The 20,276-nt window shown below is 41.2% G+C and carries 14 protein-coding genes; 11 read left to right on the forward strand and 3 right to left on the reverse strand.

What is annotated here, in order from left to right; translation table 11 throughout:
- The first annotated feature begins 6 nt into the window (after positions 1-6).
- The 4 genes from MHI45_RS28005 to MHI45_RS28020 all read left to right on the forward strand — a co-directional run bounded on the left by MHI45_RS28005 (position 7) and on the right by MHI45_RS28020 (position 9,193).
- Positions 7-6,420, forward strand: a complete 6,414-nt coding sequence (locus MHI45_RS28005) for an S-layer homology domain-containing protein (protein ID WP_341119774.1) — start codon at positions 7-9, stop codon at positions 6,418-6,420.
- Positions 6,421-7,147: 727 nt separating this feature from the next.
- Positions 7,148-7,687, forward strand: a complete 540-nt coding sequence (locus tag MHI45_RS28010) for an ATP-binding protein (RefSeq protein ID WP_076113580.1) — start codon at positions 7,148-7,150, stop codon at positions 7,685-7,687.
- Positions 7,688-7,734: 47 nt separating this feature from the next.
- Positions 7,735-8,787: a GNAT family N-acetyltransferase gene (locus MHI45_RS28015; RefSeq protein WP_076113579.1), complete on the forward strand. Its 1,053-nt coding sequence runs from the start codon at positions 7,735-7,737 to the stop codon at positions 8,785-8,787.
- Positions 8,765-9,193 (forward strand): ASCH domain-containing protein, encoded by a 429-nt coding sequence (locus MHI45_RS28020; RefSeq protein WP_076113578.1) that lies wholly within the window; start codon positions 8,765-8,767, stop codon positions 9,191-9,193. Before MHI45_RS28015 ends, MHI45_RS28020 begins: the two co-directional genes overlap by 23 nt.
- Before the next feature lie 540 nt (positions 9,194-9,733).
- Here the strand turns inward: MHI45_RS28020 and MHI45_RS28025 are convergent.
- From MHI45_RS28025 to MHI45_RS28035, 3 genes are all read right to left on the reverse strand, one after another.
- A complete protein-coding gene (locus MHI45_RS28025) occupies positions 9,734-11,110 on the reverse strand; it encodes a hypothetical protein (protein WP_341119775.1) in 1,377 nt (458 codons plus the stop codon).
- A gap of 298 nt (positions 11,111-11,408) precedes the next feature.
- Positions 11,409-11,945, reverse strand: a complete 537-nt coding sequence (locus MHI45_RS28030; RefSeq protein WP_076114249.1) for an ImmA/IrrE family metallo-endopeptidase — start codon at positions 11,943-11,945, stop codon at positions 11,409-11,411.
- A 4-nt stretch (positions 11,946-11,949) separates the two neighbouring features.
- The gene (locus tag MHI45_RS28035) at positions 11,950-12,258 is read right to left on the reverse strand and encodes a helix-turn-helix transcriptional regulator (RefSeq protein WP_144024496.1); all 309 of its coding nucleotides are present in this window, start codon (positions 12,256-12,258) and stop codon (positions 11,950-11,952) included.
- A 286-nt stretch (positions 12,259-12,544) separates the two neighbouring features.
- Here MHI45_RS28035 and MHI45_RS28040 point away from each other — a divergent pair, with 286 nt between their 5' ends.
- From MHI45_RS28040 to MHI45_RS28070, 7 genes are all read left to right on the forward strand, one after another.
- On the forward strand, positions 12,545-12,712 hold the full coding sequence (locus tag MHI45_RS28040) for a hypothetical protein (protein ID WP_179091880.1): 168 nt from the start codon (positions 12,545-12,547) through the stop codon (positions 12,710-12,712).
- 215 nt (positions 12,713-12,927) lie between these two features.
- Positions 12,928-13,959, forward strand: coding sequence for a hypothetical protein (locus MHI45_RS28045; RefSeq protein ID WP_076114253.1), 1,032 nt, complete (start codon positions 12,928-12,930; stop codon positions 13,957-13,959).
- Positions 13,960-14,838 carry an S-4TM family putative pore-forming effector gene (locus MHI45_RS28050; RefSeq protein ID WP_076114247.1) on the forward strand — a complete coding sequence of 293 codons (879 nt, stop codon included), beginning with the start codon at positions 13,960-13,962 and terminating at the stop codon, positions 14,836-14,838. It abuts the gene before it with no gap.
- A 118-nt stretch (positions 14,839-14,956) separates the two neighbouring features.
- Positions 14,957-15,745 (forward strand): SMODS domain-containing nucleotidyltransferase, encoded by a 789-nt coding sequence (locus MHI45_RS28055; RefSeq protein ID WP_076114246.1) that lies wholly within the window; start codon positions 14,957-14,959, stop codon positions 15,743-15,745.
- Between the two features lie 486 nt (positions 15,746-16,231).
- A complete protein-coding gene (locus MHI45_RS28060) occupies positions 16,232-17,092 on the forward strand; it encodes a hypothetical protein (RefSeq protein ID WP_076114245.1) in 861 nt (286 codons plus the stop codon).
- A 1,368-nt stretch (positions 17,093-18,460) separates the two neighbouring features.
- Positions 18,461-18,739, forward strand: a complete 279-nt coding sequence (locus MHI45_RS28065) for a hypothetical protein (protein WP_076114244.1) — start codon at positions 18,461-18,463, stop codon at positions 18,737-18,739.
- A 597-nt stretch (positions 18,740-19,336) separates the two neighbouring features.
- Complete coding sequence (locus MHI45_RS28070) at positions 19,337-19,891, forward strand: GNAT family N-acetyltransferase (protein WP_083675942.1); 555 nt, start codon at positions 19,337-19,339, stop codon at positions 19,889-19,891.
- Positions 19,892-20,276 lie beyond the last annotated feature (385 nt).

The raw sequence follows: 20,276 nt of genomic DNA on the forward strand, positions 1-20,276 counted from the left end.
CAAGTTATGAGAAAGACTAAGCGGTCAGGGAAGGCTTGTGTGGCAGCGCTTTGCGCTGCCGTAGTCCTAAATGGCGGGATCGTCCCGGCATCGGCGAATTATACGACAGATTTCGATCATAAGGGTGTAGGAACCGATTACGGGAAACCGGAGTGGAAAGTGGGTAACATCACAACCCCGGAAGGAATTGATTTCAGCAAAGCTACCGTCGGGGAAATGATGCAGACGATTGAGAATTTTGACTTTGATGCCTTTAAGCAAGATAATGCCGATCTGCCCTGGCTGGATTCATTGCTCGTGAACGAAGGCGTGATTCCTGATGATAATGGGAATGATGATGCCAGCGCCAATACATTGTTCAGCCGGGGCAGCGCCCTGTACATGAAGACACAGGACAACTCGAAGCTGGGTTTTGCCGGGAGTGTGTATTATGCGGATACGTTGAACCAGGATGTTATGTATACGCTCTCTCTTTCGACGGGAGAGGTTACGGAGGATCAGTCTGCCCGGAAAAATTATCCCAGCCACGAGAACCAAACCTACCGTAGCGGGGAACTGGAGATTAACCAGCGCAAATTTATTACGAATGATAACAGTGCAGTAACACTGCTGGAATTCAAGAATCCCACGGCAAGCGACATGCAGTTGACACTGAAGGTCAAATCTCCGTTTGTATCCAGGGCAGAGGGGGATGAGTTGATCGGTGACCGGGTAGCGGCTCCGCTGATGATCGGGAAGTCCGGCCAAAAAGTTGTGAAAGCGATGTCATATGTGGATGTTCATCTTAGCGGAACCGGACTTACTCCTGCCGGGAATGAGCTGGTCAGAGAGATTACCGTTCCTGCGGGCGGGACGCTTGACCAGAAGGTGGTTATGGGCTGGCTCGCGGATGAAATTCCCGGCTCCAAGACGCAGTATGAGGAATTCAAGTCTGCGCCCGGCAATAATGAGGCCTTTTCCACCCAGGTGAAGGAGTACAACGAGTGGTGGGCGGATAATATCCCGTATATTGATGTCCCTGATGAAAATGTGAAAAAAGTGCTCTATTACCGTTGGTGGTGTAACCGCTTTAATATCCTGGATGCCAACATTCCCGGCAATGACTGGCAGTTCCCGATGAATATGGAGGGTGTGCTTGGCTACAACAACGGTATCACGGTCAGTGTGCCGTGGGCGCTGCAGGATCTGAAATGGCTCCGCGATCCGTCCTATGCCTATGGGACCTGGCTGGCGCAGGGCGAATATTCCGAGAACAAGAATTACAAGAACAACCCCGGGCGGCCCAACATCTGGACCTGGGATATGATGCAGAACAGCTCGCAGGTAGGCTGGGAAGCGTACAAAATCTATGGTGGCGGTTCGGAAATCCTGAAGAAATTCGCTGATTTCTCAGCCAATGACGTGACCGGCACACTGGCTCATTTCAAGGGCAATGATCCGAATCTCGTCTATTATAACCACGGCCCGATGACTGGAAATGACGGTGACACCGTCTCCATGCACTGGAACGGCAACGGCAACAATGCCCGCCTGGACGGCTCTGCGACTACTTATGGCAATGCAGTGGCCACAGCACAAATGTATAAACAGCTGGGGGATACGGCGAATGAGACCCGGATGAATGAAACTGCCGGGAAGATTCAGAGTACAATTTTGAACGATATGTGGTTTGACGGTAAGGATTTTGACGGAGACGGCACAGCGGATACGAACGGCGAAGGCAGCTTTTTGCATAAAAAGGTTGTCGGTAAAGAGGATGTGTTCAACCCGTGGCGCGACAACAACATGTTTGTCTTCAACTTCGGCGTTGTGCCGACAGAAGGACAGGAGGGCTTTCAGGCTAAATATTTGACCCAGCTGACAGATTATGCTGATCCTGATTATTATCCGATCTTTCCGTTCTTCACAGCGGATCAGAACAGCATTATGAAACGGGTGGAGGATTTCAAGAATGGCAAGACGGATGCCTTCGGCACCGACCAGTTCGCCTGGTGCAACTTCGGCAACTACATTAATACTGTCCGTGCTTCCTTGCGCCATTACCCTGTGGACAATATTAACAGTGATACTTACAAGACGTTGTTCGACTGGGGTGCATGGCTGCATACGGTGGAGACGGGCAATACGGATCACCTCGATTCCAATGAATTCTTCTGGCTGGAGGACTATTTCTTCGGAACGCCGTGGACAAAGGAGAATCCTCCGAACCCGAGCGGCAAAATGGTGCGGGCTTGGATTCACCACGATACGCTGGGCATGATGAATTACACCGTACTGGAGGATATGGCAGGTCTTCAGCCGAGAACCGACGACAAGATCGAGCTGTGGCCGATCAATGTCGAATATGACCATTTTGCGGTAGACAATGTGCGGTATCATGATGCGGATCTGTCGATCGTCTGGCAGGACCCTAAGGTATACACCGGGGACAAAAAATTGCCTTATCAAGACATTCCGTCCGGCTTCTCGCTGTTCATTAACGGTGAGCTTGTAATGACCACGAATGAAATGTCACATATTATTTATGATACAGCGACTGGCAAGGTGGAAATGCCTAAGGGTGATGTTGCCGGAGCGGTTGGTGACAATTCTAAGACGGAAGTGTTGTTTGAAAAAGGCAGCGCTACCCCTCTAGCCAAGGCTGATGATACTTCACTGGCAACGAATGCAAAAACGGTGGATATGTTCAACAAGGCGGGCGTTGATATTGTCAATGGTGGCGAGAATCTGGCCGCTGCTGCCGGAACGACGATCGAATCGACGTATATCGAGAGCGGTTCAAGCATTAAAAGCTTGGCGGACGGCTCGACGATAGCTTCCATTGACCACACGTCCAACACGGCTCTGTTCGGCGGTTCGCCGAATCCTGCCGATACGGTCACGTTTAATTTTGACGCCACCAAGCCCGTAGACAATGTGAAGGTCTATTTCTACAATAACCGTCTCCTGGATGGCTACGGTACACCGCAGACGTTCGGTGTCGAGTATCTGGAGGCGGACGGCATAACCTGGAAGCCGGTGAAAGGGCAATTCCGATACCCGGATGTTGTGGCCTCCAACTATAACAATGTGGAGTTCGAGAAGGTTAATACGACAGCGATTCGTGTCAGTGTGACCCATGCACTCGAACTCGCAACAGGGATCAAAGAAATTCAAATCTACAATAATGGTCTGACGGTCACGCCAGCAGTGAATCAGGCACCGAAGGTAACGGTAGATACCCCGGTAAGAGTGCAGCAGGATGAGCTTCTGGCTGTGGTTCCCCAAATTTACGATGACGGTCTGCCTGGCGGCAAGCTGACCTATCAATGGGCGAAAATATCCGGTGATGGCGAGGTCGAAGAGGGTGCGCTCGATCAGGCTGTTTTGAAAGCCACCTTCAAGACTGTAGGTGAATATAAGTATCAGTTGACCGTCAGCGATGGAGACAAGCAAACGGTCGTAGAAGTTCCTGTGTCCGTGTTCATAGCAACGGCTGAACTGGCCGATATGGTTGCGAAATTCGCAGACCGGGATTCGGCGCAAGGGAAAATTGTCCGGAATTCCGGCGACTTCACACCGGAATCCTGGCAGCAACTGCAGACCGCATTGAATACAGCTAAAACATTACTGAGCAAAGGCAACTACACTCTGGATGAAGTAAAGGCTACTACCGACCAATTGCGTATAGCCGTTAGTACTCTCGGCTACAGAAATGCGGCGCTGCTGGCTGTGCCGAGCGCTTCATACACCTCGGCCTGGGAGTCGGTGTATGCGGTTAACGACGGATATATTCCGCTTTTCTCTACTGGTTTAGGTGATAATACAATAGAAACACAGTACGGCAACTGGGGCGGCTCAGGGGACAATCAATGGCTGCAATATACCTGGAAGCAGAAGGTAAGCCTCTCCGGCAGCTCGATATATTTCTTCGATGACGGCGGCGGCGTGCAGGTGCCAGCTGATTACAGCCTTGACTATTGGGATGAGGCAGCCGGTAAATTTGTCCCTGTCACCAACCTGAGTGAGAAGGGCAAGGAGAAGGACAAGTATAACGATGTAACCTTTGATAAGGTGGAAACGGATAAGCTGCGGCTGACGCTGGTAAAACAATCTGCTAGTGTTTTCACGGGAGTCAAGGAATGGCGCGCGATCTCGGCCAAGCCGGAGGGAGAAACGCCCGATCCGGGCACATTCGGCAAAATTGTAAGCATAGAGCAGGTTACCGTAAATACGACGATAGGGGTTGTTCCCGCACTGCCGTCCAAAGTACTGGTAACTTATGCGAATGGGAATAAGGGCATGGCAGATGTGCAGTGGGAGGACATTCCGCTTAACAAGCTTACGATTGCTACAGACTTCATGATTTCCGGCAAGGTTGCCGGAACAGAGCTATCAGCAAGCTGCCGTATATTTGTGAAGTATGACAAGACAAGATTGAAGACTGCTATTGATACGGCCGCAGATCCGGCGGTGAATGAAGAGAACTATACCGCTACGCCGGGGCAGTGGGAGACGCTTCATGCCGCATTGGCAACGGCTCAAGCTGTGTACGAGAACGGGGCTTCGACCGAAGGTGACATTAATGCTGCTTATACAGCTTTAAAAGCGGCCTTTGAGGCGCTGCAGCCGGTGGAAGGCCGCAATGCGCTGATCAGCGGAATCACGATTCCCGGCGGCGTTGTCGATCAGGTAGCGAAAGAAATCATCGTGCCGGAGACGACTACACTGACAGAATTGAAGGAAGGGCTGCAAGTTCCGGCAGGCGTAACCTTTGCCGTATATGGAAGTGACGGCATAACCGTTGCAACGGAGCTCCAGACCGGGTACAAGGTGACCGTAACAGCTGCGGACAAAACAACGAGCCGGACGTATACACTGACGTTGGCTTTCGTAACTCCGCCGGTGATCACGACCGGCCTGGAAGCGAAGCTGAAGGAAGTGCTGGAGCTGGAACAGGGGCTGTACACACCGGACAGCTGGACGGCGCTCCAGAAGGCTGTAGCCGCTGCGGCTGCGCTGCTGGAGAGCGGAACGGCTGACCAGGCGGGAATCGACGCCGCGTTAAGCAGGCTTGCGGCGGCGGTTGCCGGTCTGCAGCGGCTTCCGGCGGCAACACCATCAGCAACGCCGCTGCCTTCGGCGACACCGACACCTACGCCGGGAATTCCGGCGTCCGGGTCCGAGACGCATGTCCCGACGCCGAAGCCTTCGCCAAGCGCGGCGCCGACTGCAGCACCTGCTGCCGTAAGCATAGGCAGCATTGTGCTGCATCCGGTGGCCGGAGCTGACGGAACGGTCAAGGCAGTGCTGACAGCCGGGAATATAGAGGCTGCAGCCAAGGGAATAACAGACGGCAGGTTGACAGTATCCGTTAAAGCGGCGGCAGGCGTGAAGCAGCTGTCAGTTGAGCTTCCATTGCAAGCGCTCATGGCGGTACAAGGTGTGCGCACGGTCAAGATTGAGACTGGAGCGGCGGACATTCTATTGAATGAGAGTTTCCTGAAAGTCTATGCCGACGGAAAGAGTAATAAGCTGGAGATTTCTGTCAGCGCTATAGATCCGGCAGGCTTACCGCTGCAGGCAAGCGCGCTGCTGGGAGTGAATGTGCTCAGCGATTTCGGACTGAGTGTTGACGGGACTGCTGTTCCGGCCTCCGTACTGAAGGCGAAGGGCGTCAAGGTCGCGCTGCCGTACACGTTGAAGCCGGGTGAGAACCCGAACAAGGTAGTGGCCTATTATCTCAATGATAAGCGCGAGCTGGAAGTTGTGAAGAGCGGCAAATACAACACCGCTGCCGGGACCCTGGAATTCAATCTCAACCGGAGCGGAAGTTACGCAACACGCTACTCGAATGTTTCATTTAAGGATATTGCAACTGCAGCCTGGGCAGTGGACAGCATCGAAGCACTCGCGGCCAGAGGAGCTATCCAAGGAACAAATGCGGATAACTTTAATCCCTCAGGCAACGTCACCCGTGCAGAGTTCATCAAGATCCTGATGAATGCGTTCGACCTGGTTGATGAGTCAGTCGTAAGCACATTTACAGATGTGAAGCAGGGTGCCTGGTATGCCGGAGCGGTTGCCAGCGCCCAGAAGCTGGGCATTGTTAAGGGGAAGCCGGACGGCACCTTCGGACTGAATGAGGAGATTACCCGTGAGGAAATGGCCGTCATGCTGCATCGTCTGGCACAGCTTGCAAACGTTTCGTTGAGCGGTGCGGCGAATGCCGGTGTCAATGCTAATACCAGTAACAATGCTGCCCCTGTGTCATTTTCTGATCTTGATCAAGTGTCATCCTACGCGGCTGATGCCGTGGAAGACATGAGCAAGAGTGGAGTGATTGGCGGAATGCCGGACGGCAAGTTTGCGCCGGACAGCCAGGCCACAAGAGCTCAAGCAGCAACAGTTATCTTCAGGCTGCTTGGGCAAGCTCAATAACGGGCATTGGGATTAATCCATAACGTAGTTGCTAGAATACGAGGGCTCAAGCGTCCAATGAACTATGAACTAAAACATGAAGTCGGGTAGTTTCCCCACCCATAATTTGTTAAAGCAAGCAGCCAATGACCCAAAAGACAGACCAGGGATTCTCCAGTAACGGGAGAATCCCTGGTCTGTTATCTTTTTATGGTCTCTATTTAATAACAGGACTGTCTCATTTCTCGAAAAATCCACTTATGGGACAGTCCACTTTAGCCTTTATGTATGGTCGAGACGACAGGATTTGAACCTGCGGCCTCTTACTCCCGAAGTAAGGGTGACCCTCCTGAGTGTTATGAGGTAATGCTCTGAATGCTTATGTAGTAAGGGTTTAAGCAATTTGAATTCCTAGTTAGCACTCCGTATTTCGGGGTGTTTTTTTCTATTCGGACACCAACTGTGACACCAAGTATGCATAATTAATATTCTACTTATTGTATGTATATTCAATAACTCACCAATTGCTTTTCTCCTTTACTTGCAGATTCTTTTTATTTTTTCTTGAACTTTTTTCTTAAGCGCAATTATAAGGCCCTGAGTGACTTGAGTTTATTAAGGGTGAGATTCTCATTATTGAAATAACACCAGATAATTGACTGGAGATTTTTTGTTCTTGTAGAAAATAATACCCAATAGTAAAATATTACTATACATTAATTCGTGAGTTCAAGAAAGGAAGGGAATTGTGAAGAAAATTGTATTTATAGGGGGAATTCACGGAGTTGGAAAGAGTTATTTGACTGAGAAAATTTCCTGTCATCTAGGAATTAGGAGCTACTCTGCAAGCAAGTTGATAGCAATGTCAAAGGAACAAGATTTTACAGCAAATAAATTTATTGAATCAATAGATACTAATCAAGATCAACTTATACAATCAATTCAACTCAATACGGCGTTTAATGAGTCGTTTTTTTTAGATGGTCACTTTTGTCTTCTAAATACCCATAAAAAAATAATAAATATCCCTGAGTCAACATTTCTAGCAATGTCTCCTAGAGCTATAGTCGTTTTGTTCGATTCTATCGCCAGCATAAAAAGTAGACTGGCTGAGAGAGATTCCATTGAATACGAGAATGATTTACTTGAAAGATTTCAAGATTCAGAAATAGAGTATGCTAAAAAAATCTCTGAATTATTGAAAGTCCCCATCCTTTTATTTGACGTTACAAATGGTGACTTTTCAGATCTGAGCTGTTTTTCAAGAATTGCTTTTGATTCCTTGTAAGGTTTGTTAATTTACATTTACACTATGATAAAGGGACGGGATTTTATATGCGTCGTGATACAGAGAATAATCTTATTAAAGTGAAAAAATTTAAAGACATTGATTTAAATGATGTTTTTTTTGACTCGCTCAAAGCTGATTACCCTGGGTTTGAAGAATGGTTTTATCGAAAACATGAGCAAGAGGCCTTTGTTTTTGATAATGATGATAGCACCATTGTAGCCTTTATGTATTTAAAAATAGAGGATGAAGAAGTAAAGGATGTTCATCCAAATCTGACAAAGGATAGAAGATTAAAAATAGGTACAATGAAAATTGATGCTCATGGGACGAGAATGGGTGAACGCTTTATTAAGAAGGCACTTGATTACGCTATGCAATATGACTGTAATGATTTGTACGTTACAATTTTTGAGAAACATAGAGGTTTGATTAAACACTTTGAAAAGTATGGATTTTATCATCATGGTTACAAAGTTGGAAGTGACGAAATGGTTTTTAGAAAAACGTTCAGTTACCCCACAGGAGATGTTGTGCTAGATTATCCGTTAATAAAAAAGGGTGAGAAAAGTAAATTTTTACTTAGTATATATCCGGAGTTTCATACTCGTCTTTTTCCCGATTCAATCCTAAACAATGAGCGCTTTGATGTTATTGAGGATGTATCACATACAAATAGTATACATAAAGTGTACCTCTCAGGAATACCTGCAGTTTCAAATATAAGAAACGGTGATATAATAATAATTTATCGGACATCGGATACACCTGGAAAGGCATACTATCGATCTGTAGCAACTTCTGTTTGTGTCGTTGAAGAAATTCGTTCAATTAGTAGCTTTAAAAGCATAGAGGATTATTTGGCTTATTGTAGCGCCTATAGTGTATATTCCAATGAGGAACTAGTCCACGAGTACTCGCAAAAGCTATACGTAATTAGGATGACTTATAATCTTGCATTGACGAGAAGATTAACAAGAGGTACGTTATTGGAATTAGGAGTAGATGGAGGATATTGGGGCTTTTTTAGACTTAATGATGAATGGTTTGAAAAAATACTTGAATCTGGTGGTGCCAATGAACGTTTTATTATCAATTAAACCTGAATTTGTTGAAAAAATATTTAGTAATGAAAAAAAGTATGAGTATAGAAAGTCTATATTTAAACAAAAGGTCAACAAGGTAATCATCTATGCTACAAGACCAGAAGGGAAAATTGTCGGAGAATTCAGCATTGATAGCATTCTCCATGATAATCCTGAGAGCATATGGAGTCTTACTAATAATTATTCTGGTATAACACATAGCTTCTTCAAGGAGTATTTTGACCACCGAAGTGAGGCTTTTGCAATTAAAATTGGTGAAGTTAAAAAATATGCAACGCCAATAGATCCGAAAAGTTTTGATTTTCCATTCACTGCACCCCAATCGTTTTTATATGTCGATGATGAATACCGGCCGCTTTCCCAAAAAAATGAGCATTTGGAAGAATTGACTTTGTTTTAACTGCTTTTTAGCTGAAATTCAATATAATGCGTATAATAAACAGACGAGAGTGAGATGTACCAAGCCACTTAGTGGAGCGTTTCTCTTCTCGTTTTTCTATTTTGTCATTGACCTGTTAAACATAAATCATACTATTTGTGAGCTATACGCAGCAAATTGTAAGAGGTTTTTTGTGAGATAATGGAACCAACCCGAAAAAATGGATTTAATAGTTGGGATATTATATATTTGAGGATAGAATGCAATTCCAGATACATTAGTTAAGAGGTCAAAAACTGGGATGAATATATTAGTTGAGCACAATCACGCCACGATTGTGAGGTAGCTTATCGGATTCCGCTGAGAAGAGATAATGGCCATTTTTGATCGGGCATAGGTAACAAATGGGCAGAAGGCTTGTTGCTTCGAAATTCGGATCTTCCAGGTCAATATCGGCGGCGCAATTAACTTGGGATGACAGCTCACCAAACGCCACTTATCGGCGAGCAGTGGCTCGCTCTAAGCGAAATGCACAAGAGAGTTCGTCCCGAAAAAATCTATTTATTTTGTGAATAAACTAAGTAATAATTCAAAGAGATTGGACCTAGTATTACGTTGAGAAGTATGAATATATTCTTCAAGTATTATGGTGCTAAATATTGCGTCCTCTAACTTACGATGGAGAAATTGATCAAAGTCTAACATTGCTTCTAGTAATTCTTCTTCAGCATACTTAACTATTTCTTTTAATGAAAATGAACTACCAAATTTATTGTATTCTAGCTCATAATCTTCTGCACTCAACCAACCACTTTTTACCTCTCGGAATTTAGAAAATTTATCACAAAGCATTCTTAAATTTTTTAATCTGTGGTCTAATTGGTCTTTAAAAGTATCCCTCTCAATTAAATCCATGTTTAAATAGGTTCTACTATAAAGGCCGAGTTCTAAGGATTCATATTGTATAGATTTATTGACCTGAACAAATACAGATTTTAGTCGTGAATCAGATATGTTTTTTAATATTTCATTTATCTGCTCTATATTATTGCGAAAAGATTCCAAATTCCTAATTATTTCATCTACAGTGGTGATGGGAATATAACTCGAATTTTGAAATTTTAGAGTACCCTCCACTAAGTGATACTTCTCTGTGCCAGTGATTATTTGACCATACATATCTGGCCAGTGTTTTATCATTTTGTTAAAACGGTCAATGTTATTCCTAGACTTAAATAAAATAATACAAAGAAGTTCTTCAATTTGCTCTTGGTACTTAATTACCTTTTCAAATTTTTCTTCTCTTATTTTTTTCTTTGCTCTCCATCTAAAAGTAGAGATGGTTAATAACAAAATTACAATAATTGATAATAATAAAGACATAAAGCTTAAAAAATCATTAATTTTCTTGAATTCGATTGTTCTAACAGAATGAAGAATGTCTGACCATTTAATGGTATTAAAGAGTTCTACAATATGCTGTAATAAAGGTGGGTTGAAATATATCAAAATAATTGCCCAAATAAGCAAATTTTTTTTATTTACTACAAACATACTGTAAATATAAGAAAAAACAGTTCTATATAATACTATTGGGCTTAGGATATTTGATTTTTTTAGAATATTATCATCAGAGTAGTCATATGAGAACAAATGTGGGGAAAGAAAATATATAAGTTTATCAAATAGATAATACCATTCTGATAGTATACGGATTATAGATACAGATTTATTTTTTCTTGAATTTAAATATATAAAATCTACCAGACTTGATATCCCTCTAAGAAGACCCTCATATAAAACTAATAGGAGTATCCAAAAAAACACTAAAAATGCATATAAAACTGGAACTTTTATAAAATACAAAGGAATGGCGTTGTCAATATTTATCATACCACTGAGAAAGAACGATAAAATAGAATCGAAAATTATCTGCACCAAAAAATCCCCCACTATTATTTTAAATTAAATATCGGTTAACACATAAATACTTATTAATAAATTTACTGATCTTGACATCAAAATACACATCCAGTTTAAAACGGATCAAACTCCTACCCAGATTACTTGATTTACAATGAAAGTTCTTATTGATTCCAATAATGGGTTTCATTTTCGAGTGAATTCTAACTTGCATACTAAGAACCTAGAAGTAAAAAGATAGTTATTTAAATATTTTCTTACACAAAAAAAGTAGTCCAAATATAATTTTGAACTACTTTTTTTATTTATTAAATTAGTATATGAGTCCAAGTTTCCCTAAACGAATCAATAAAGAATGTTGACTTACTTGAAATCGCTCTGATAGTTCTCTAATTTTAGAGTCTTCTTCTGAATCATTCAAATCACAAGATAAATCGATGCCTTCATTCATCTCTTGTATCGCTTCTCGAACTAAATTTTCAGGCATTAAAAGTGCAGCCGCAAACGCATTTGCTTCAACTTCTCGCATATCAGTCGATAATGAATTCTTCATTCTAAAATTTACTTGTAAATCAATATGCACAGGGTCTCCCTCATGCATAATCAAATGACCTATTTCATGTGCAACCGTGAAACGTTGTCTTTTATCCGAATGATAAGAATTTACACCAATAATTGTATTCGTACTTGTACGATATAAAAGTCCTGAAACAGTATCTTCTAAGAATTCTCTTATTAATTTTACGTTTAAACGTTCTACAATATCTTCTAAAGGTATAGGAAAGTCATTAATTTGATACTCTTCTAGTAATTGATAAGCTTTTTTTTCTGCCCACTTAATTCTATTCATAATTTTATCCCTCGTTTAAGCCCTTCTTAATAATTCCAGAAACCCAAGATAATTGTTCATCTGTAAATTCATCTGTGTTAACTAAATGATCTATTAGATTGATATCATCTGTTGTTATTTCTTTCATGGAAGGAAGAATGTCGAAAATCTCAACTTGTAAAGTATGTGCGATAAGATAGATCGTTGATAGTGGAACTTTTTGTTTACCTAATTCGATATTCGCAATTGATGATCGTGTAAGTCGAACTTTTTCACCTAATACATCTTGTGTCCATTCTTTTTTTTCTCGATACGTACGAATCCTTTGTCCCATCAATGCATACACTTTTTGTTCAAAGATATTTTCCCACCTCCTTATCGTATAAGACTATATAGTTATTTTTAGTTTTATAGTTTTTATAATATAGTGTTTCTGCTAGAAACAAAAGATAAAAAATAGAAATTCGATCGTATATGAATAAAATTTTATGTATTAGAATGATTGGTAAGTTGAGTATCGCAAACTTTTTTTCTTATTTATTATAAAAAAATATGATATTGACGAATGGCGGGTTTATAATATATCCTATCATTATCCAAAAAGAGAGGAGGGAATTCCCATGGCTAAGAATACCAATCAAGGCTATCGCATTGGCGCGGTTAAATACAGAAGTCAGACCAAAACCTCAAGTGGTCACTATGTGGAGCGTGACCGCATTACGGGGCGATTCATTAACGTGAAAACGAGCAGCAAGACGCCATTTAAAGGTGTAACTCTGGAAAAATGAAAAACAAGCTATGTGCGCCAACACATTAGCTTGTTTTTCATTTTTATTGCGCCTACTAAAACTAAATAGTGAAGATAGCAGGTGCAGGCAAGGATTGTCCAAGCCCCAGTACATATGTATAACAGTGCTATGTTATGTATATATACGACATCATCTACCTAAACCCTGCTATTTTCAAAAAAATTTTAAAAAAATTGATGAGAGCAGGGATACCTATGTCAGTAGCTGAAAAAGAAACAATCAAAACTGTTAGCAAAGCTTTTGGGCATTTTTCAAAAACTATTGTAGATCTAGATCCAACTGTGACAAGCAGCGCACGAAGCAGTCGTAGTTGGTTGGTAGGAAAATTAGAATCTTTCCCTGGTTCAGTAGATGGCTTCCCTAATATTTATGAAGCAGAGAATGATGTTCAAATGGGATCCTTCAGTCGACGAACGAAAACTCGTCCTTTGGACGATATTGATTTTCTGTTGGTCTTCTCTGCTGACGGGGCTTGGTATACGCCAACAACGAGTCATACCGATATTATAATTACTGTACCTTCAACGGCAAGCAACCTCTATAAACTCTGCGATAATGGGGAACTCAATTCAAGAAAATTTATTAATAAAATAGTTTCTGCATTATCTAATGTACCGCAGTATGATCAGGCGGATATTGGGCGAAACCAAGAGGTTGCCACGCTTAAGTTAAAATCTTACTCTTGGAACTTTGATATTGCCCCTGCTTTCATTACCGCACCCGACGCCTATGGCAAGACTGTATACCTCATTCCTGATGGGAATGGAAAGTGGAAAGAAACGGACCCTCGGATCGATGCCTCACGAACCACCTCAATCAACGCTAAACACAATGGTAAAGTGCTAAAACTGATTCGGCTAATTAAGTATTGGAATAAAAATCGCAGCATGCCGACCATTAGTTCCTACCTGCTTGAAAATCTCGCTCTTAACTATTTTGACAGTAAATATTTTTTAGGGGCGACAGAAGAATCACTAAAGGGCTTCTTTGCAGATCTTCAAAATTCCATCTACTTGGATTGCCAAGATCCTAAAGGTATTCAAGGGAATCTCAATACCTTGGACTTTACAACGCAAATGAAAATCTCAGCGGCGGCTAAGAAGGCGGAAGAATATGCTGCTAGCGCTATTCAAGCGGCTGAGGACGGTGATCAAGAAGAAGCTCTAGATCATTGGATCGAGGTTTTTGGAAGTGAGTTTCCAGCTTATGGGCAGGAGGTGGAGTAAATGTTTGAAATACAGAATGACAACAAGTCTATAGAGTTATTAATAGTGATGCGTTTTTACTACAATAAGGCTAAAAAGGTTCATAGAATTCGTGTGCTTGGTAATTTTATTATGGCGTTAGTTGCAGGGTACTTGGTTAGCTACTTTCCTCAAATTAAGTTAACCCTGCTTTGGGCTCTGCCTGTTCTGACAGGTATCTGGACGTTAGTTTCCCGATTATTTTTGTTGGATCAAGAGAAAGAATATGTCAAAATAGCAGCAATCATCCAAGAGGAATTTGACACCCGATTATTTGATCTACCTTGGCATAGATCATTAGTTGGGAATCAAATTCAGTCCGAGGTGTTAAAAAAAGCAAAGCGGAAATTTAAAGGTGATCTTAATAAGTTAAAAAATTGGTACGTTGGACAGAATGCGCCCACTAAAACTTTAAATGTTTTGTTGGCTCAACGTACCAATTTGGTTTGGGATACTACTCTAAGGAAGCGGTATGCCATAATTGTTGCTTTTTTGACAGTTGTTTATTTAGGAGTAACAATCCTGGTTGGATACAAAATAGATTTAGGGACGTATATTCTCACATTTATAATTCCATCTTTGTCTATTTTTCTTCATGGAATTGAAACAAGTAGGGATCATTGGAGAAGAGCTGCGAGTTGTGAACGTTTAGGACGTGATGTTAAGAATGCTTATGAAGCATGCGGTCGCGATCAGAGTACGAACATTCAGCAAACTTGCAGAGAGTTTCAAGATTTTATCTTTCAAAAACGATGCGATATTAATTTGGTTCCAAATATGTTGTATTGGCTTTCCAGAGATAAAGATGATGATCTCATGAAGAGTGTAAACGAGGAAATGAGTGACTGCCAGATGACTTGATGAAAGTACATTTGTTTAGGAAGGACAAGCTGGGAGATGAATGATTGTACCACTTCCGGCTGTCCATTTCGGTAACATGAATTTTAAAATACAATAATAAAAAAGGGGATCTTTAAAAATGAGTGTGCAGTCATACCTGGAATCACTGGCGTATCAATTGATTTTAAGGGATTCGGAAAAAGTGAAGATCGATTCTTCCGTTTCAACGATTAAGTCTAGAGTTGGCGCATATTTTAGTGGTCAATTAAATGACCACTTTGCATTTGGTTCTTATACCCGTGGAACAATGCTTCCCAGGGAAGCTGACGCTCGATCTGATGTTGATTACATGGTTATTTTCACGAATCCTAATAAATATAAACCTCAGACATTATTAAACCACTTGAAGCTATTCGCAGAATACTATTATTCTCGATCGGAGATCAAGCAGTCGCATCCTACCATGGTTTTAGAGTTGCAGCATATTAAGTTTGAACTGGTGCCTGCTCAGAAGGACTGGTTCGGGGATATTTACATTCCATCTCCAAGTTCGAGCTATACAGAGTGGATGCGTACTACTCCTAATACTTTCAATCAAAAATTAACGAGAAAAAACACAGATAACTATAACTATATTAAGCCCTTAGTTCGATTGATGAAATATTGGAATAGGCAAAATAATAACCACTTTTCTTCCTATGAGTTAGAAAACTGTATTACGGATTTGTCTTTTATTTGGTGCACGGGATTTAAAGCATACGTTTATCACACGGTGGAATCTCTCTCTTACAATTGGAATGATTCGCAAGATAAACAAAATCGTATTAACCGAGCAAAACAGATTATCAAAGACACGAAATATTACGAATCTGTCGGATATTCTGCTTCTGCAGAACAGGAGATTAAAAAGCTATTTCCTGAAGTCTAATTTAAAAGAGGGAGATATGGGAAGCATTCTTTGCAAAATGATACAATTTGGACGGCAACAGAGCGCAAATTACTGGAAGATTATGTTAAATACCTCTAGCAGCGTTGAACTCAGAAGGTACTTCTCAGTGTAAATAACGGGCTGCCGGGACTTGATGCTGCATTCCAAGAGACATGCTCGAAAGCTGATAAGCAACACTGTATCATTCACAGGGTTCATTTCACCTTCTCTAAGATCCGGATATAGCACAAAACGGGAATTATTGAGGACCGGCATAAGGTCACGATTTGGCGCTGGCAGCGGTTGACACGGTAAAAGTAAATGGGGCAAACTCCGAAGGAAATGCAGTTTTGAGAGGAATAACTTTCTACTACGTTGACGGTTTACAAATACCACAAGCTGGTGAAGGCAGCGATCTACGCCGTGTATAAGAAAAAATAAACGTCAGAGCATTAATATTCTTATCAGGAATAGGGAGAAGATATTGTGAAAGAAACAATTCACGAATACACACTTAAGGATTTGATACCATTAGTATCTGCAATTGTGGTTGTATTGGGGTGGTTTATAACATATATATTAAACCGGTCTCAGAAATTACATGAAATTTTCCTTGCAAAGACAGAATTAAATTTAAAAGAAGTCTGTGGACCATTGCTTTCTGAAATGGAACTTATTATCTCAGAAAAGCATTCTCAATCTCGAATGAGAGCACTTGAATTCTTTATTAAGAAGCTCGCCGGAGCTAAGTCACCGCTCTTTTTAGAGTCTAACACGCAAGTAATTGTACAAGCAAATGCATTGAAAAGTGCTTATAGAACATATAAAAGTGAGCCGAACCAAGATAATAATGATTTTTTGTGGAGTTCTTTTCTGGCTTTAAAGGAATCTTTTTCATCTAAAATTAAAGAACATAGATCCCTTCTATTTAAACATTATGATTGGAAATATAAAATGGATCGATTAAATCCCGTGTTACGCTTGCTTTGTGAATGCTTTCGTATATGTTTCGTAACAGTTACCGGATTGACGCTAGTAGGTGGAGGACTATCCTTAATAACTTTAAGCGAATTGCTGGCCAAAAAATTCCTTTTCTTAAATGAAAATGTAGAAATTCTGATTCCGTATCAATCATATATTTATGCTTTTTCGTTTTTGATGTTCTTGATTTGGCTTTTTGCTACGTTAGTAAATCATTCATTTGTTGGTTATCGCATTGAAAGAGTTTGGGTTGTCAAGAGAGAAGAAAAAACAATTGGCTGGTATAAAAGAAAATACAGTGAGATTTTCCCCGTTTACGGTCAAACTAGTCCTCCTGCTGAAGAAATTGACTCGATAGAAGGTTAAAAAAATAATAAACGCTCTCTCAAACTGATCTTAGATATTTTCAAGAATATGTTACTGTCACTTAATGATGATGAAACTACAATGAGATATTTGGCACGCTTTTTTCTTGCTGCTTGGTTTTGTTTCTTTGTTTTAACTTTTGTTTCATCAGATTTCGAATTCCTTAAAGCCACTGTGGATACAATTATATACGCCTTCCCATTATTAATATTGTGGTACATTGCTATTAGGGTTTTTGATAAAAAAATAATAGAGATACAATATCAATAATTCGGGTTTTCACTGAGATCACTATTATTCCAGTTTTAATAAAATTGTTGATTATATTGTTCCTATTAAAAATAGATAGCCTTTTTAATTTGAACCAACATAAGTGGTTTATATTAATAAATCTATTGGTTATTTTGTTTCAATTTCTGTTTCCTCAGCTTACATCGTATGGAAAAGAAAAACAGATAAAGTTTATTTAAATCAAGTTGGAATTGTACTTGATGACACAGAATTGGTCTATTGGAGCATATTGTCGCTTATTATTTTTCTATATTTTAAAGGAAATCAGATAAGCACAGATCAAGATTTGTACAAACTTCTTGTTCTTCCTTTTATGCTGCAAACAAGGTTTATTAAAGCTATACTAGGCCACTTGTGACCTAATGCTAAATGAAACTCTAGGTGAATCTCATAATAAGATGATAAATTTTTCTTGAAGTGAGTTCGGGTACGCAGGTTCCAGCGAGTCCTAGATTGGTTCGAAACTTTGTCGGTTACCCAACGCAAGAAACAAACGGGAAGATTAATTCGTTTGGACGTCACTTCTACAGTCGTTCTAAACGAACGCCGTAAAAGTATCTGAAAAAATCACCTTGAATAACACAATCGAATCAATCGTCGGGAGTGTCAAGTGGAGTAAGAATTTCAAGACCCTATAAAAGTGTTGGGGTTTCACCTTCCTCAGTAATATCACCAGTACTGATATGTTAGAACTGAAGTGTATAAATATACATTGCTCAAAACGCTTTATTTTACTAAAGGACACCAGTCTGACACCAGTTTTTATATGTATCTAATAAGTTGAGATGATATTTATAAATCCTAAACAAATAAAACCCTTATAGATTAAGGGTTCCGGCATTGTAATATGGTCGAGACGACAGGATTTGAACCTGCGGCCTCTTGCTCCCGAAGCATGGGGCGGGGGTCTTTTGGTGTGTTATGGGGTCTTATATAGTGTTAACCAGAGTGAAAATCGGCGTTACTACATGATTACTACATGTACTACATTGGGATTATCAGTCTTATGCTATATCATGACGTTGTATCCGTGTATCTGAATTCAGGGTATAATATTGAACAAAGGAGTTGAAGAACATGTATCTGGAATTAAAGGATAAGAGCGGTAAAGTGTATCGTTCTTTTATGAATGACCGTCAGAAGCCTGTAATTGTAATCAATGACACAGAATATGAAGTGTTTGAATTAATCCAGTCTCAGGACAACTCAGATGCTCTTTCGGCTGCGCAAATTGCTGAGCTTGATGCTGATCCTGAAATTGCAGAAATGATCCGAGAGTCCAAACGGGATATTATGCATGGTTCAATAATTTCTTCTAAGCAAATGATCGATATGATAAGAAACGGAGAACTATAATGCAGGTAGTCTGGACTAAAAGTGCGGCACAGAGCTTTCCAAGATCGAAAGCATCCACTTCTCACCACAGGAAACAGCAGAGTATAAATTAAAGCTATTCATGCGGATTGAAGAAAAGGTGATTCGGTCAGGAAAGTTGTTTCCGTCAAAAACTTATAAAGACACTTACTATATTCGTATTGATCGTTATATCGTTTCCTATGAGCCATCTGAGGATGGCTCTACATACATAATTACTGCCTTTAAGCATGGAAAAGAGAATAGGAACCATTGACACCAACAGCAATACTTCAAGTGTAGTGCTATTTTACTATGGGCGCGAAAGGTTGCTTTCTTTGTTAGCGGAGGGGAAATTTGGAACTGTAGGAGCGATAGCGACCGCCTTTGTTACCGGATTTCCACCGCATATAGCGGGTACAATCAAGAAATTCTTACGACTACAGCGGCCGGAAGTCCAAATATTCACCGTAGTTACGTCCTCGACCAAATGGGTAAATATTACATCGAATCTATATATTAGAGAAATATATGGAGTGGGTTAATTTGGGCATTTGTATAACATAGAAGTGTTATTTTAATATAGAGGTGATTTTTACAATGGCTAGGACTAATCAGTTAACCATACATACGCTCACTCAAGGCGATAGACGACTTGTATCTGAGCTTTTTAAATCTTCAATTTCAGATGCCTTCGATAAGGAGGGACTAGGGCATTTGCAGGAGGACATTCAACATGAAGTTGACAATAAAAAACAAATGGTTGATGCCTTTCTGAACCCCGCGAATACGACTATATACTTCCTTGTTGCTAAAATAGATGGGACGGTTGTCGGCACGATTTCATTTGCACCCTGCGACGAGGATATTCGCTCATGCACCGGAAATCAACTTGATGATGTGGGAGAGCTAGGAAGCTTATACGTTTTGCCAAGCTATCAGGGTCTCGGTGTAGGCTCGAGGCTGATTAAGGAATTGATGGCATATCTAGGAAAGCAAGGGATTGGGCAGTTTTGCCTAGACAGTGGCTACCAACGTGCGCAGGCAAAATGGCTGCAGAAATTTGGCAAGCCGTATAAGGTGGTTAAGGATTATTGGGGACCGGATTCGGTTCACATGGTTTGGTTGTGCAAAGTGAGCGATTATACAATATAGACTGGGAAGTTTCCATCAGCCGTTTGCCCTCCGAGATTGACAGATTTAGGGGCACTGGCTATACTTGAAATGTTAAAATGCAAATCGGATAAAACGTTGATGAAATGAAGTACGCCGGAGCATGGCTCCCTCAGAGAACGGATTCCGTTACGAATAGATTCGTAATGGCTGCGAGAATCCGGAAGACAGGCCGGCAGAAAGCTGATTTCGGAGTGCGGGGACAATCCCGCCGGGGGCGCCCGTTAACAGCCGCGACAAGGCGATCGCCAGCAGTTGTCCCATGCATATGGGCAGGGCGATAACCAGGGTGGTACCGCGATAATAATCGTCCCTGAATTCATTCAGGGGCGTTTTTGTGCATTCCGGCAGAAGTGCCGAATTAATG

It is taken from the genome of Paenibacillus sp. FSL H3-0321 (assembly GCF_038002865.1).
Taxonomy (GTDB): domain Bacteria; phylum Bacillota; class Bacilli; order Paenibacillales; family Paenibacillaceae; genus Paenibacillus_AQ.

Bases quoted from the DNA above. Each gene is read 5' to 3' on its own strand.
- MHI45_RS28040 (WP_179091880.1), top strand. From the start codon at position 12,545: ATGGCTAAGAATACCAATCAAGGCTATCGCATTGGCGCGGTTAAATAC.
- MHI45_RS28050 (WP_076114247.1), top strand. From the start codon at position 13,960: ATGTTTGAAATACAGAATGACAACAAGTCTATAGAGTTATTAATAGTG.
- MHI45_RS28055 (WP_076114246.1), top strand. From the start codon at position 14,957: ATGAGTGTGCAGTCATACCTGGAATCACTGGCGTATCAATTGATTTTA.
- MHI45_RS28070 (WP_083675942.1), top strand. From the start codon at position 19,337: ATGGCTAGGACTAATCAGTTAACCATACATACGCTCACTCAAGGCGAT.
- MHI45_RS28030 (WP_076114249.1), bottom strand. From the start codon at position 11,945: ATGAATAGAATTAAGTGGGCAGAAAAAAAAGCTTATCAATTACTAGAA.
- MHI45_RS28065 (WP_076114244.1), top strand. From the start codon at position 18,461: ATGTATCTGGAATTAAAGGATAAGAGCGGTAAAGTGTATCGTTCTTTT.
- MHI45_RS28035 (WP_144024496.1), bottom strand. From the start codon at position 12,258: ATGGGACAAAGGATTCGTACGTATCGAGAAAAAAAAGAATGGACACAA.
- MHI45_RS28015 (WP_076113579.1), top strand. From the start codon at position 7,735: ATGCGTCGTGATACAGAGAATAATCTTATTAAAGTGAAAAAATTTAAA.
- MHI45_RS28045 (WP_076114253.1), top strand. From the start codon at position 12,928: ATGTCAGTAGCTGAAAAAGAAACAATCAAAACTGTTAGCAAAGCTTTT.
- MHI45_RS28005 (WP_341119774.1), top strand. From the start codon at position 7: ATGAGAAAGACTAAGCGGTCAGGGAAGGCTTGTGTGGCAGCGCTTTGC.
- MHI45_RS28020 (WP_076113578.1), top strand. From the start codon at position 8,765: ATGAACGTTTTATTATCAATTAAACCTGAATTTGTTGAAAAAATATTT.